At 50.3% G+C, this 13,491-nt stretch carries 13 protein-coding genes; 8 read left to right on the top strand and 5 right to left on the bottom strand.

The window, feature by feature from the left end:
* Positions 1-4: 4 nt before the first annotated feature.
* Complete coding sequence (locus GILYN3_RS00995; RefSeq protein ID WP_084004993.1) at positions 5-1,180, bottom strand: AI-2E family transporter; 1,176 nt, start codon at positions 1,178-1,180, stop codon at positions 5-7.
* Positions 1,181-1,621: 441 nt separating this feature from the next.
* On the opposite strand from GILYN3_RS00995, the gene GILYN3_RS00990 reads away from it, so the two are divergent.
* Positions 1,622-2,293 (top strand): BON domain-containing protein, encoded by a 672-nt coding sequence (locus GILYN3_RS00990; RefSeq protein WP_049721125.1) that lies wholly within the window; start codon positions 1,622-1,624, stop codon positions 2,291-2,293.
* A gap of 44 nt (positions 2,294-2,337) precedes the next feature.
* Complete coding sequence (locus GILYN3_RS00985) at positions 2,338-2,877, top strand: ferritin-like domain-containing protein (protein ID WP_049721124.1); 540 nt, start codon at positions 2,338-2,340, stop codon at positions 2,875-2,877.
* A 58-nt stretch (positions 2,878-2,935) separates the two neighbouring features.
* Here the strand turns inward: GILYN3_RS00985 and djlA are convergent, their stop codons facing one another.
* A complete protein-coding gene (gene djlA, locus GILYN3_RS00980) occupies positions 2,936-3,733 on the bottom strand; it encodes a co-chaperone DjlA (RefSeq protein WP_049722499.1) in 798 nt (265 codons plus the stop codon).
* A 207-nt stretch (positions 3,734-3,940) separates the two neighbouring features.
* Between djlA and GILYN3_RS00975 the strand changes: the two genes are divergently transcribed.
* From GILYN3_RS00975 to GILYN3_RS00950, 6 genes are all read left to right on the top strand, one after another.
* A complete protein-coding gene (locus GILYN3_RS00975; RefSeq protein ID WP_049721123.1) occupies positions 3,941-4,852 on the top strand; it encodes an EboA domain-containing protein in 912 nt (303 codons plus the stop codon).
* Positions 4,849-5,745 carry a TatD family hydrolase gene (locus tag GILYN3_RS00970; protein WP_049721122.1) on the top strand — a complete coding sequence of 299 codons (897 nt, stop codon included), beginning with the start codon at positions 4,849-4,851 and terminating at the stop codon, positions 5,743-5,745. The genes GILYN3_RS00975 and GILYN3_RS00970 overlap by 4 nt, the downstream gene beginning before the upstream one ends.
* Before the next feature lie 17 nt (positions 5,746-5,762).
* A complete protein-coding gene (locus tag GILYN3_RS00965) occupies positions 5,763-6,908 on the top strand; it encodes a 3-dehydroquinate synthase (RefSeq protein WP_198147254.1) in 1,146 nt (381 codons plus the stop codon).
* On the top strand, positions 6,896-8,008 hold the full coding sequence (gene eboE, locus GILYN3_RS00960; RefSeq protein WP_049721120.1) for a metabolite traffic protein EboE: 1,113 nt from the start codon (positions 6,896-6,898) through the stop codon (positions 8,006-8,008). The genes GILYN3_RS00965 and eboE overlap by 13 nt, the downstream gene beginning before the upstream one ends.
* A gap of 72 nt (positions 8,009-8,080) precedes the next feature.
* Positions 8,081-9,505, top strand: coding sequence for an alkaline phosphatase family protein (locus tag GILYN3_RS00955; RefSeq protein WP_049721119.1), 1,425 nt, complete (start codon positions 8,081-8,083; stop codon positions 9,503-9,505).
* A complete protein-coding gene (locus GILYN3_RS00950; RefSeq protein WP_049721118.1) occupies positions 9,489-10,223 on the top strand; it encodes a UbiA family prenyltransferase in 735 nt (244 codons plus the stop codon). Before GILYN3_RS00955 ends, GILYN3_RS00950 begins: the two co-directional genes overlap by 17 nt.
* A 61-nt stretch (positions 10,224-10,284) precedes the next feature.
* Here the strand turns inward: GILYN3_RS00950 and GILYN3_RS00945 are convergent, their stop codons facing one another.
* The 3 genes from GILYN3_RS00945 to GILYN3_RS00935 form a co-directional block, all read right to left on the bottom strand.
* Positions 10,285-10,707, bottom strand: a complete 423-nt coding sequence (locus tag GILYN3_RS00945; protein ID WP_049721117.1) for a YidB family protein — start codon at positions 10,705-10,707, stop codon at positions 10,285-10,287.
* 20 nt (positions 10,708-10,727) lie between these two features.
* Positions 10,728-10,973 carry a hypothetical protein gene (locus GILYN3_RS00940; RefSeq protein ID WP_049721116.1) on the bottom strand — a complete coding sequence of 82 codons (246 nt, stop codon included), beginning with the start codon at positions 10,971-10,973 and terminating at the stop codon, positions 10,728-10,730.
* A gap of 139 nt (positions 10,974-11,112) precedes the next feature.
* Complete coding sequence (locus GILYN3_RS00935) at positions 11,113-13,098, bottom strand: endo-1,4-beta-xylanase (RefSeq protein WP_049721115.1); 1,986 nt, start codon at positions 13,096-13,098, stop codon at positions 11,113-11,115.
* Positions 13,099-13,491: the final 393 nt, after the last annotated feature.

Raw genomic sequence — 13,491 nt, 5'->3', positions numbered from 1 at the left:
AGCATTACGACTCTACCGGCTCACTTTCTGCAGTGCTGGACACAGCCGGTGCGCATGCAGAGGTACTCTGCCCATTACTAGAGGGCTCATCATAACCGCCATCAAGCACCCCAACCCACGCGCCCATCAAGTCGAGGTGAGAGGCTAGAATACGGCTAAAAACCAGTAGCGGAATGGCAATTAACATTCCCACAGCACCCCACAACCAACCCCAAGCAAACATCCAAAGTACAACCAAAAGCGGGTTCATATTAAAACGACGCCCTAATAGAGTAGGCGTTACCAACTGACACTCTATAAAATTAAGCAATAAAAAAGCACCTGGAACCAATACCACACTCGTCCAGTTTGTGAACTCCATAAAGCCCACCCCCGTTAAAATAATTACCAGCAACATTGGCCCGACATAAGGGGCAAAGTTTAGTAGCGTCGCCAGCGCCCCCCACAGCAGCGCATCTTCTACCCCCAACAGATACATAGCACCTGCTGTCGCCAAGCCTAAACCAACATTAATAAGAGAAATCACCAGAACATAGTGAGAGATATCGGTTTGTACCGCCTGAAACACCACGACCGTTGATTTTTTAGCACTGAATGTTCGGCGAGCTTTGACGACATGACGCATAAGCTCCTCACCAAACACCAGAAAGAAATAAGTAATCACCACCACCGCCCCCACCTGGACAGCAAACGCAGCGGTAGTCTCAGCCAGCACCGAGACCACTGAATGCAGAGTCGAGTCGACAGCCTTTTCGATTGAATCGCCATCGTTAGTCGACCCTGACATCACGCTTTTTTTAATTGCCGAGAAGGACTCCCCCATCTCGCCCATTTCATTAGCAATTTTGTCCGCCAATGTTGGCAGCACTTGCAGCCAACGTGTGGCAGGCGCGACCAGCAAGCTAAACAGATAACCAAGACCGCCAATTAAAGCACCTATCACCAGCAATGCAGCTGCAGGTTTGGGAATGTATATAGCACCCAACAACCTAACTATTGGGCTTGAGAAAAGTGCTATAAATGCCGCTACAAAAATAGGAATCAATAATGTCTGGGAAAAATACAAGGTGTAGAGTATCGCCAAAACCGATAACGACTTAAGCGCTAACCGGACGCTATTGGCCACAACACTCGTATTAAACTCTTCTGTAGCTGCGGGAAGCTTGCTTGATGTAGACATACTGTTTGTGCCTCAGGTGTTTGCCATTATGGCTATCTCGGAAAAATAGCCACTAACTACAGGGTGGCCAGACAAAGGGCACTCTGTTGCGAAAACCGTACCAGCTCAAAAATACGTAAATAACACCAAAGCAAAAGACTGTTCATTAAATAACAGCTAGGCGCAACGCTCTATTTCTGTATATTTTTCACAAAATTGCACATAACGCCTTACCTCGGTAAAAACGTAAGACAAGAATAAATTCAACAGCCGAGCTAAATAGCACCGCCATGACTACAGCCACATCGCTTCAGCCGGCGTAGAGACTGCACCTCCCTGGCCAGCACACGACTGGAAATAAACACTGGGAGGTCGCTGGCACGATTTACGCATAACAGGTCACCAACTTATTTTGAACTTTGTCTTACGACAAACCATAGACTTCACCGTGGAGCAAATCTCATGCACAGCCCTAATACCAATTCATTTATTCAAATGATCGTGCCCGTAACCTCTGCCGCGTTAGTCACAGCATTTTCGGTATCAACGGCTATCGGCGCCAACACTAAAAGCCCTTACGCCGACAAACCCAGCCCCGCTGAGTTTTGGCAAGCCTTCAGCCAAGATCAAGGACAGAGCTGGGAGTCCGATCAAGCAGCGTATCGTGATGGCTGGTTAGAGGGACGCTTAAGCGCTGTACTGGCATTAAACGAGCACCTAAACCCGTTCAACATTAGCGCCACAGTATCCTCGTCAACCGCAACATTAACAGGTGCTGTCGCCCATCAAATTGACAAGGAACTGGCAACAAACATTGTTATGGGGATTGATGGTATTGCCGAGGTCGACAATAAAATTACTATTGATGAAGAGCAGGTGGATAACGAGAACCGAGAGCCAGGTCGGAATTTTGTGGAATATATTTCCGACATGTCGACCACCGCCGCGATCAAAACCGAGCTGCTTTCATCGTCTAACATTGACGCCATTGGCATCAATGTAGACACCCATCTTAATGAAGTCACGCTGTCGGGCTCAGTAGTCCACGAAGCTCAGAGCAAACTGGCTGAAGCAATAGTCACTAAGCACCCCGATATCGCTAGAGTTCATAACCACTTAACCATTGAACATTAATGCCCGGAAAATCTTTCATCAATCAATTAGCGAGAGGTAATCACATGACACACAGCGCATTTATCAAAGACTTGGATAACCGCCGCGCGCTAGCACGTAAACATATGATGAACGGCGCCGTCACCGAAGATTTCACGCAAGACAAAGATCAAATCATCGAGCTTTTAAACGAGGCCTTAGCCACCGAATTAATCTGTGTATTGCGCTACAAAGCGCATTACTACACAGCCCATGGACGCGGTGCTAAAGTGGCATCGGCCGAATTTTGGGAGCATGCGCAAGAGGAGCAGCAACACGCCGATAAATTGGCCGAACGTATTGCTCAGCTCGGCGGTGTACCCAAAATGAATCCAGATGAATTATCAAACCGCTCTCACAGCGATTATCACTCGGGGGGAACCACCCTAGAAATGCTACAAGAAGATCTGGTGGCCGAGCGAATCGCGATAAGCAGTTATCGTGAGATGATTAACTTTGTTGCTGAAAAAGATCCTACTACACGACGAATTTTAGAGGATTTATTAGCGCAAGAAGAAGAGCACGCCGATGATTTAGTCGAATTAATTGAGCATATCGGCACGTAAAAATGAGCGGTGATGCACCGTTGATTACCGCTCACAGATTACAGGTTTCAAGTGTATCCTACTGCCGAGATTTTTTTACCATATCGTACGCCACCTGAATCTCTTGCGAGCGCTCGGTGGCCGCCCTAATTGCGTCTTCGGGCAAGCCTTGACCTGCAAGTTTATCGGGGTGATTTTGGCTCATTAATTTACGGTAAGCTTTTTTTAACTCGGAGTCTGACGCGCTTGCATCAACCCCGAGGGCCGCATAGGCATTCGCCAAATCGCCGCCACGGGGCTGGCCACCACCGGCCGACTGATAGCCACCACCGGCCGAAAACGAATGCTGCGCTTTAATCATGCGCAACATCTGCTCAAAGGCAAAGCCGTTAATACCCAATGCTGCCGCAACTTCTCGCAAAACTCGCTCTTCGGCGGCATCAAACTGGCCATCGGCTAGCGCCAAGTTCACCAAATACGACAGCAGCGCATTCACCAAATTGCGATTATTGCCACAGCGCGTGCGAAACGCCGACAAAACTGCCTCTGGGCTAAACGCGGCATCTGAGCCCTCTTTAAAGAGGTTAATTGCCACACGGCGCTGCTCGGGAGGCAAGCCCATTTGCGTCATCAATTGCTCGGTTTTCTCGACTTCGGCCTCACTCACTCGCCCGTCGGCTTTAGCGAGATACCCTAGCAGCGTAAAAGTCGTCTCAAAGAAACACTGGCGGATGATCGCCTGCTGTTCAGGGGAAGCCATTTGAGCTTGATTGCGGTAGCCTTTATCAAACATATGGCCAATAAACACACCCAGCATAGCCAGTAACGGCCCGCCAACCACAAAACCCAATATGCCACCCATTATCTTACCGATCATGCAGTCCTCGACTATAAGATTGCTAATAAAGCGCAAGCTTACCATTATTAAGCAAACACCGATGAACTCCGTGACGTTAACATCTGAGCCACATATCTTTACAGTGCAGGCTCCGTTACCACATACAGAACATGCATTTGCTCGCGTAGCTCGATAACCCTCGGGCGATTACGTATAATCGACGCTTCACCAAAGTAGCGAAATTCTATGACCGATCAAACAATAATACTACTTGCGCAATTACTAGAACCACGGCTTAGCGACGCGGCCCTCGATTTTTGGCAAAAGTCACAACGCGAGATAGCCGCCGGCGCCGAACACTCGCGCTTTAGCGCGCTTATCTCCATGGCTAGCCGCCACGCCAAACGAGTACCACTTACGCTTAGCGAGCCCGAGCTGGCAGCCTGCAAAAACGCCGCCCCCGATTGGGCGCCACAGCATTGGAATTTGCTGGAGCTGCTACGGGTGGCACTGATCTGTGCCCGCAACGATTTAACCGAGCCGAGCTTCACAGAGAGCTTTGAGTCTTTATTTGTGTATGCCGACGAGGGCGAAACCTGTGCGCTGTATCGTGCGTTAGCGCTACTGCCGGCTGCCGAACGATTTGTTTGGCGCGCGGGTGAAGGCTGCCGCAGCAATATGGTGAGCGTATTTAGCGCGATGGCGTTGGATAACCCCTACCCTGTTAAACATTTTGACGCCACCGGCTGGAACCAGCTGGTCATTAAGGCACTTTTCTTAGAGCTGCCACTGCATCGCGTTATCGGGTTAGACGAGCGCCGTAGCGCCGAACTAACCCGTATTGCACTTGATCTAGCCGATGAGCGAGCCAGTGCTGGCCGCGTGATTAGCCACGATTTATGGTTATGCCTTGAATCCAGCCACGCCGAGCGCAGCCGTGCCTTAGCTGAGTGTCTATGGCCTACCGCCGATGCCAGCAGCCGCTCCGCGATCGTGCTCGGCTTAGCCCGCGCCGAGCAGTACACGGCGGTACAACAGCTAGCCGAAACCGAGTCAGACATTCAAGTCGCACACGCTATTGATGCGGCTTTGGGTGGTCAACTTAATCAAACTCAATTTGCCCATTTAGTAACCGACAACAGCGAGAGTGAGCTATGAAATTCTTTGACCCGCATATTCATATGGTCAGCCGCACCACTGATGACTACCAAAACATGGCCGCCGCGGGTATTCGCGCCGTCATCGAGCCCGCGTTTTGGCTGGGCCAGCCGCGCACTAACGTGGGTAGTTTTGTCGATTATTTTTCAAGCCTAGTCGGCTGGGAGCGTTTTCGCGCGTCGCAGTTTGGCATTGCCCACTATTGCGCCATTGGCATTAACTCTAAAGAGGCCAATAACGAAGGGCTTGCCCGCGAGGTTTTAGAGATTTTACCCAACTTTGCACTGAAAGAAGGCGTTGTTGCCATCGGCGAGATTGGCTACGACGAAATCACGCCAGCCGAAGAATTTATCTACCAAGCACAGCTTAAATTTGCCGTCGAGCACGATATGGTGGTGATGGTACACTCACCTCACCGTGACAAAAAGAACGGCGTTATTCGCAGTATTGATGTCGCCCTCGAAATGGGTGTTCCGCCCCACAAGTTGGTAATCGACCACAATAACGAAGAAACCGTGCAAAGCGTGTTAGATGCCGGTGCTTGGGCCGCTTTTACTATTTATCCCAACACCAAAATGGGCTCCGAGCGCATGACCGAAATCGTTCGCCAGTACGGCCCCGAGCGCATTATTGTCGACAGCTCGGCCGATTGGGGCGTAAGCGATCCGCTGTCGGTCCCCAAAACCGCCCACTTAATGAAAGAGCGCGGCATCGACCCCGCCGCCATTGAGCTAACCTGCTGGGGTAACGCACTTGCGGCTTATGCGCAATCGGGGCAAATCGATGTCGAGGCACTTATGCAAGATGCCGTCATCGACCAATCACAATCCTACAGCGACAACTCCGTACTGCGTGGCCAACAGCCGCGTGTCGATGAGCCTGTTAAAAATTAATGACAAGAGCGTGTTCCGTGTTGCAGATTGATCAAAGCTTTGCCATGACGTATCAGTTTCCGGTCTGTTTTGACCGGAATACACTCGCCCCCGAAAACCCATTGCTTCGGGACATTTTGCAGCGCGCCGGCGACGGCCCGCATCGGGTACTGCCGGTTATTGACCAAAACGTGTTGACGGCACACCCCGATATCATCGACCGCTTACAGCTGTATGCTAACTCCCACGGTGCAACAGTGGAGTTGATCGAGCCCCCTCTGATTGTGCGCGGTGGCGAAATCAGCAAATCGGATCCGGTCGAGGTGGACGAGTTTTATCAACGCACCCAAAGCCAAAATATCGATCGGCACAGTTTTGCCTTGGTGATTGGCGGCGGCGCCGTAGTCGACGCCATCGGTTATGCCGCGGCCACCGCCCATCGCGGTATTCGCCTAATTCGTATGCCCACCACGGTACTGGCACAAAACGATGCCGGTATTGGGGTAAAAAACGCCATCAACTATCGCGGCCGAAAAAACTATTTAGGCACCTTTGCCGCACCTTTTGCCGTCATTAACGATTTTGATTTTTTAACCACGCTGCCGCCGCGCGATCGAGTATCAGGTATTGCCGAGGCCATTAAAGTCGCACTAATACGCGACGGCGAGTTTTTTAGCTGGCTGCACGACAATCGCCAAGGTTTGGCCGCATTTAACCCCAAACCCACCGAATACATGATTACCCGCTGCGCCGAGTTACACTTAAACCATATTCGCACCAGCGGCGATCCGTTTGAACAAGGCAGCGCCCGGCCATTGGATTTTGGCCACTGGTGCGCGCACCGGCTAGAGGAAATCTCGGCCAGTGAATTGCGTCACGGCGAGGCCGTCGCCATCGGCATTGCGCTCGACTCGCTCTATTCGTACCTCAACGGCATGATCGAACTCGACAGCCTCAATCGTATTCGCACCACCCTAGAGGGCGTTGGTTTTACCTTAACCCATAGCGCACTTGAATCGCTGGACATTAACAAAGCTCTGCAAGATTTTCGTGAGCACTTAGGTGGCCGATTGTGCATTACCTTGCTCACCCGCGAAGGCGCAGCGCAAGAGGTCGATACTATTGATCACAAGCTTATGGAGCGTTGCCGCCAATACTTGCTGGGGGGCACATGGCCGAGCTGACCTACTGCAGCAACATTCACCCCGGTGAGCACTGGCTTGATGTCATGCACAACTTGGACAGCCACGCCCTAGAGGTAAAACAACGTCTTAACTCCAACGCCCCATTCCCACTGGGGCTACGCATTGCCCAGCAAGCGGCACTAGAGGCTGACGACAACGCCATTGCCGAATTTCGCGCTTGGTGCGAACAACACAATTGTTACCTGCTGACCATCAATGGGTTTCCCTACGGCACGTTTCACAATAGTCGAGTAAAAGAACAAGTCTATTTGCCCGACTGGCGCACCCGCGAACGAGTCGATTACAGCAAACGTTTGGGGGATCTGGCGGTAAAACTTGAGCCGAGCACTAAACGTATTTCTATTTCGACGGTTCCTATTGCGTTTAAGCCCGCCTTTAATAGCGCCATCGATGAGGAGTGGGACGTCGTCTGCACAAACATCCGCGAGGTTGCCGAGCACTATTACCAACTGCAGCAACAAACCGGTATTTTACTTGTGCTCGCACTTGAGCCCGAGCCTATGTGCGTGCTTGAAACCACTGATGAAGCCATCAGCTTTTTTAAACGCCTGGGCTTACCCGAGCGACTACACAAACATGTTGGACTATGCTTTGACTGCTGTCATCAGGCGGTAGAGTTTGAAGATGCTCAAGATTGCTTACAGCGATTAACCGACGCCAATATCCCTATCGGGAAAGTCCAAGTATCTAGTGCACTTAAAGCAAGCGGCAGTGAAATGTATAACCTGCTTAATTTTGATGAGCCCGTATACTTACATCAAGCCGTTGCGCAGTGCCAACACACTAATAGTTTATACCGCTTTACTGACCTATCCGATTTTAAAACAGCACTGCAACAAGGCCAGTACTTTGATGAGTGTCGAGTGCATTTTCATGTGCCTATTTTTCTCGAGCATCTCGGCGAGTGTGGCACTACACAGGATTTTTTACGTGACTTGTTACCGCGGCTAAACCAAGATATCCCTCTAGAAGTTGAAACATACAGCTTCGCGGCTATCCCTAAACATCTACGTACCGACAGGGTCAGTGAAAGTATTGCGCGCGAACTATCATGGGTTAAAGCACTACTAAATAACTAAGGCGCACCACTCGATTAACTCGCCACCATTTAACATCCAACCGTCATACCCATTGTCCATACGAGGCCTAAAATGCAAAGAACCGTCGTGCTCAATGTGGTCGGCCTGACCCGCGCGCTGCTGGGTGAACACACCCCCAATATCAATGCGCTTGCAGGCCGCAGCACCACCATTAAACCTGTTACCCCCGCCGTCACCTGCTCGGCCCAAGCAACTTATTTAACCGGCAAGCTACCCAGCGAGCACGGCATTGTCGCTAACGGCTGGTACTTTCGCGAACAAAACGAAGTGTGGCTTTGGCGTCAAAGCAATAAACTGATTCAAGCCCCAAAGATTTGGCATATGGCACGGGCGCGCAATAAAGATTTTACCTGCAGCAACACTTTTTGGTGGTACGCCATGGCTACCGATGCTGACTACACCTTAACGCCACGGCCATTGTATTGCGCCGACGGCCGCAAACTGCCCGACTGCTACACCTATCCGTTAGAGCTGCGCGACACCCTCAGTGAAAAGTTTGGCAACTTTCCGCTATTTAATTTTTGGGGGCCGGCAACTAGTATTAAATCCACCCGCTGGATTGCCGATGCCGCCATGCACATAGAGGCCGAGCACCAACCCACCCTGCAATTGGTGTACTTGCCACACTTAGATTATTGCTTACAAAAAGTTGGGCCCGATGGCGACATTGCCAAAGACTTAACCGAGATCGACGATTTAGTAGGCGAACTACTGGATTACTTTACCGCCCGCGACTGTCAGGTCATGCTGTTATCCGAATACGGCATTGTCCCCGTCTCGCGCCCCGTGCACCCCAATCGCATTTTACGCGATGCAGGTAAGCTCTCGATTAAAGTCGACCTAGGCCGCGAGTATTTAGACTACGACACCTGCCGCGCCTTTGCCCTGAGCGATCACCAAATTGCCCATATTTACGTCCAGGCCAGCGAGGATATTGCCGAGCTTAAAGCACTCTTTAGCAACACCGCTGGCGTGGCGAAAGTGCTGGTAGGGGCCGAGCGAGCCGAGTACGGGCTGGATCACGAGCGCTCCGGCGAGCTGATACTACTCGCCGAACCTGACAGTTGGTTTACCTACTATTATTGGCGTGACGAAGCCCGCGCGCCGGACTTTGCCCACCAAGTCGAGATTCATCGCAAACCGGGCTTTGACCCCTGCGAGCTGTTTCTTGACCCTCGCTTAAAATTCCCCATGCTCAAAGTTGCCCGTCGCTTAGCACAAAAGAAAATGGGAATGCGCTATGTGTTAGATGTCATCTCCACCGATCCGACCCAAGTAAAAGGCTCCCACGGTATTTACGATGGTAGCGATTACTCCACCCCGGTACTTATGAGTACCGCGCCGCAGCTATTGCCCGAGCATCAGGTATCGGCCACCGATGTCTGCGATTTAATTTTGCAGCATATTTTTAACGATCCGCAACCGACTGCTTGCGATCCACAGCACGAGGAGCCGCAGCATGCCCCTGAAGCTTAGCCCCGGTATAAACACAGCCCTTAAACTGGGGCGGGTAAGCAACTTACCTACTGTATGGATGAATGTCATAGCCAGCCTGGCGTTAACCAGCGCGGCTTTAGGTTTAGGATTTCCGTTAGCCACAAGCTTACTGATCATTATTGCGCTGTCGTGCTTTTACGCCGGCGGCATGTGTTTTAACGATTACTGCGACCGCCACTGGGACGCAGAGCGACAACCTTTTAGGCCTATTCCCGCAGGTGCGATTAACGCCCGAGCGGTATTAACCTTAAGCTTGGCGTTGTTTGCCAGCGGTTTGGTGGTGTTATGGTTGGCGCCCAACAGCCGTGGGGTGCTGGGCGCCACCGGCTTACTGGCCTTAATCATCGCCTACGATTTATGGCATAAGCGCCACTGGGCAACTGTACTGCTAATGGCCTCCACCCGTTTAGGGGTTTATATCGTTGCGGCGCTTGCTCTTACTGGCAGCGCAAGCCAAACGGTTATCCTGCTGGGACTGATTCAGTGTGGTTATACCTTGCTGGTCACCGTGGTTGCACGACTCGAGAGCCGCTACCCCAAAGGTTACGGGTTTGCCGTGATTCCATGGATGATTGCAGGGATGGGGCTTATAGATGGAGTTGCCTTGGCTGTTTTGCTCTCGCCAATGTGGTTGTTGGCGGGAATCGCCACTGTGGTATTAACTCGCTGGGGCCAGCGGTACGTACGAGGGGATTAAAGATACAAACCCATGCAGCTAGACAACCATAAAGTTGCCGCCCTGCATGGGTTTTATTGGGTTAAAATAACCCTTTTAACAACGAGCCGGCACCCGAAGACATCACACTGCCCAGCAAATTGCCACCTTCACTGCTTTTATCAAGCAGCTTAGGTAACATACCTGCCAAACCTTCCGCAGCGGTATCCGTATCGACACCTACCTGATCACTAAACTCAGAGACTTGATCGGTGCCAAACAGGCTTTTAATATCCAAGCCACTGAGCGATTTATTCTCGCCATCACCCAACCAAGATTGCGCCATCGCGGCTATACCGCCACCATTTTGAGTCACCATTTTAAGCAGTGACTGGACGTCCAGTTCGCCGCCTTCGGTAGGTAATAACGACTTTAGTCCGCCCATTACCTGTTGCAGACCAACGCCATTACCCTTACTTCCTAACTGGCTTAAAAACAGCTCGGCTGCCATATTTAATAAGCTCATGTACTTTATTTCTCCGTTTTTTAAAGATTTGCAATTTCTTGTTCAAATAAAGCCGCAGCAGCATCCGTAAACGGAAAATTAGCTCGGATATAATGCAGTGTTCTTAACTCAGTTTCGGTCACACCCGGACCGTCTTTGGCCGACTTGACTAAATCCAACACCTCATCTTTAGAGATATTGCCTTCACCACGACCAGTGGTGTGTTTTTTAGCCAATTCCAACAGTTCTTTCTCGTAAGTTTCACCATCAATTGTGACGTACGCCATGTAGCTATCCTCAATTTAACTTTGCGTTGTGCACCCATTAGCCGGGGCAGTTAAGCGGCAAATGGTGATGTGCCGCTATTTAAAGTACCACTTTTAAAGATAGAGCACTATCGGCCAGATAGCCACTTATAAGCGCCCGTTAAGGCGCCATTGGCAACGTAAACACCGACTCACCATCGGGCAACAACTCAATCATATGAACGGTTTCGCTCCCAGCCGAACTGACAGTGACTTGATACTTGCCATAAAAACCACGATTGGCGTACTCACCCTGCTCATTAGAAATACCCGAGAAATCATTCCACCAAGTGTCATAAACAGCTTTTTTCCAAGCTACGGCATTGGGCTTCTCTTGCCAGTCGCGAGTAAACATAGCGGCGTCAGGATTCCAGTGAGCACCGGCCCAAAAGCCCCAATTTTGCACGCCTACTGTGGCGGGGTGACTAAAGAATATGGTTAAAAAGTCACGAGTGAAATCAGCCTGCAGCGCTTCATCTTTGGTGTTTACATCAAACTCAGTAGCACGAATCTTTAACTCAGGAAACGCCTGATGATAGCGATCAATAATATCGTAAATACGCGCTATCGAGGTCGGTGAAGTGCCAAAATGGCTCTGCAAACCAATGCCATCAATCGGCGCACCACTGTCTTTTAAGTATTGAATCGTTTGCTGGTAATGATCTTGGTGAGAAAAATTGCGCCCACCACCAGACAATATTGAGTAATCGTTGATATACAACAAATGAGTCGGCAAGTTGGCCCGTGCTTGGTTAAACCAATCCACCATAACCTCATCACCAAAAGCATCCATTAAATAGTGATTGTCATACGGCTCGTTCAGCACATCCCACTCGTCTAATACACCGGCGGTGGCACTGGTAATGTCATCAATATGCTCCAGTATCACCTGCTTGGCAGCGGGGTCTGCCGCAGCTGGGTTATCCTCGGGCAAATAGCTTTGCATTAACTCTGGCAGGTTACGCTTTGAGGGCCAAACTAAAACGTGACCACGGGTATAAAAATCGTGATCTTTAAGCCACTGTAAGCCCGCAATGGTAGTAGCTTGATTAAAGCTCGAATCCCACTCGCCCTCCCACGGACCCCACTTTAAATCGTTTTCGGGGCCGCTTTGATTAAATAGCTCAAGTACTTTTTCACGGTACTTATCGTTATCTGCACCTTCGCCCACTAACCGGCTACCCACTGTCACTGAGCCAAAGTGATAGGCATGTTGCACAAACTCAACATTAACCTCAGCATCACTGACGGCTAGGCCATCGGCATCAACTACTTTTACGGTAAAATCACCTTTGCGATTCTGCTCGATACGCGCTTCTGCGCCTGCTCGCCAACTCGCATCTAAAGCGCGGCCCTCATAGGTTAGCTGGGTAATGGGAAGATCGTCATAAGTTAAAGAGTTGCCATAGTTAAGCAGCTGAACACCACCCACTTCAAACACTTGAGCGCGATCTCCATCGCCAAAACCAACTTTAATTATTGCTTCACCTGCGGCTTCAGAGCGCGGCATTTGCAATGGTATAAAATACTCGTTCCATTCACCGGTGCTGCTCAGCGGATGCTGTACATACTTACTAAAGTCTGGCGTCTCCATAAATACAGTTGCAAAACCGGCACCGGTTTCGTAAGTGTTTTCTACTGAGCGAAAGTACAAATGCAGCAACAGTACATCGCCATTGTTTAATGCCACATTGGTGGGAAACTGCAGCTGACCATTGTAAAACTCACCCGATGGATTACTAACCGATACACGTACCGCCTGAGAAAACTGCTCGTGCTCGACATCAACAGTCGCCGCCGAGCCCACAGGACCTTGGTTGTTACCTTCCCAAAAAACATAATCAACGGCGGGAGTTTGACTTATCACCGAGACACCACCGGCCGGTATATCTGTTACCGGGCCAGGTTCAGGTTCGGGCCCTGGTTCAGGCTCTGGTTCGGGCTCTGGTTCAGGCTCGGGTTGCGGTTCAGGTTGTGGTTGCGGCGTTACCGTCGAGCCGCCACCGTTACTACTACCGCCGCCACCGCCACAGGCCGTTGATGTTAATGCAAAAAATACAATAAATAACAAACCCCAGAGTGAGGCACGAGTGTGACCGGTGCGCATGGCGACCTCCTAATTTCATTATAGTTAAAAGCACTATAAGCTAGGTTGCCGCTCTGGTAAATAGGCTCACGTTTTAACTTAACTTTTGCATACAAAGCATAGCGATCCACCAAAGGACCACTTAACTCGGGCTACGGGATGCATTATTCAGAGCACAATACAAAAACTCACAGATACGCAATTTACTGCTAAATAAGCATACGGAAATACTCAAAAATAACTCAATACCAGCGGTTTGTAATCTGTACTTACTGATCGGCCGAGGTGACAGCTGAATCATTCGAATATCGTAATACCGCTGCACCCAACTTTGCGCTCTATTTGATACCTAAATACTCTAAGACATGCATAGTTTTTTACCACAATCACTGGCATAGTAAAAAGTAAACAAGG

The organism is Gilvimarinus polysaccharolyticus, assembly GCF_001187555.1.
Classification (GTDB): domain Bacteria; phylum Pseudomonadota; class Gammaproteobacteria; order Pseudomonadales; family Cellvibrionaceae; genus Gilvimarinus; species Gilvimarinus polysaccharolyticus.
The sequence above is the reverse complement of the archived record's forward strand: the minus strand, read 5'-3'. Positions and strand labels throughout refer to the sequence as shown.

Excerpts from the sequence above, each read along its gene's own strand:
- GILYN3_RS00995 (WP_084004993.1), bottom strand. The coding sequence starts at position 1,180 with ATGTCTACATCAAGCAAGCTTCCCGCAGCTACAGAAGAGTTTAATACG.
- GILYN3_RS00990 (WP_049721125.1), top strand. The coding sequence starts at position 1,622 with ATGCACAGCCCTAATACCAATTCATTTATTCAAATGATCGTGCCCGTA.
- GILYN3_RS00985 (WP_049721124.1), top strand. The coding sequence starts at position 2,338 with ATGACACACAGCGCATTTATCAAAGACTTGGATAACCGCCGCGCGCTA.
- djlA (WP_049722499.1), bottom strand. The coding sequence starts at position 3,733 with ATGATCGGTAAGATAATGGGTGGCATATTGGGTTTTGTGGTTGGCGGG.
- GILYN3_RS00975 (WP_049721123.1), top strand. The coding sequence starts at position 3,941 with ATGACCGATCAAACAATAATACTACTTGCGCAATTACTAGAACCACGG.
- GILYN3_RS00970 (WP_049721122.1), top strand. The coding sequence starts at position 4,849 with ATGAAATTCTTTGACCCGCATATTCATATGGTCAGCCGCACCACTGAT.
- eboE (WP_049721120.1), top strand. The coding sequence starts at position 6,896 with ATGGCCGAGCTGACCTACTGCAGCAACATTCACCCCGGTGAGCACTGG.
- GILYN3_RS00955 (WP_049721119.1), top strand. The coding sequence starts at position 8,081 with ATGCAAAGAACCGTCGTGCTCAATGTGGTCGGCCTGACCCGCGCGCTG.
- GILYN3_RS00950 (WP_049721118.1), top strand. The coding sequence starts at position 9,489 with ATGCCCCTGAAGCTTAGCCCCGGTATAAACACAGCCCTTAAACTGGGG.
- GILYN3_RS00945 (WP_049721117.1), bottom strand. The coding sequence starts at position 10,707 with ATGAGCTTATTAAATATGGCAGCCGAGCTGTTTTTAAGCCAGTTAGGA.
- GILYN3_RS00940 (WP_049721116.1), bottom strand. The coding sequence starts at position 10,973 with ATGGCGTACGTCACAATTGATGGTGAAACTTACGAGAAAGAACTGTTG.
- GILYN3_RS00935 (WP_049721115.1), bottom strand. The coding sequence starts at position 13,098 with ATGCGCACCGGTCACACTCGTGCCTCACTCTGGGGTTTGTTATTTATT.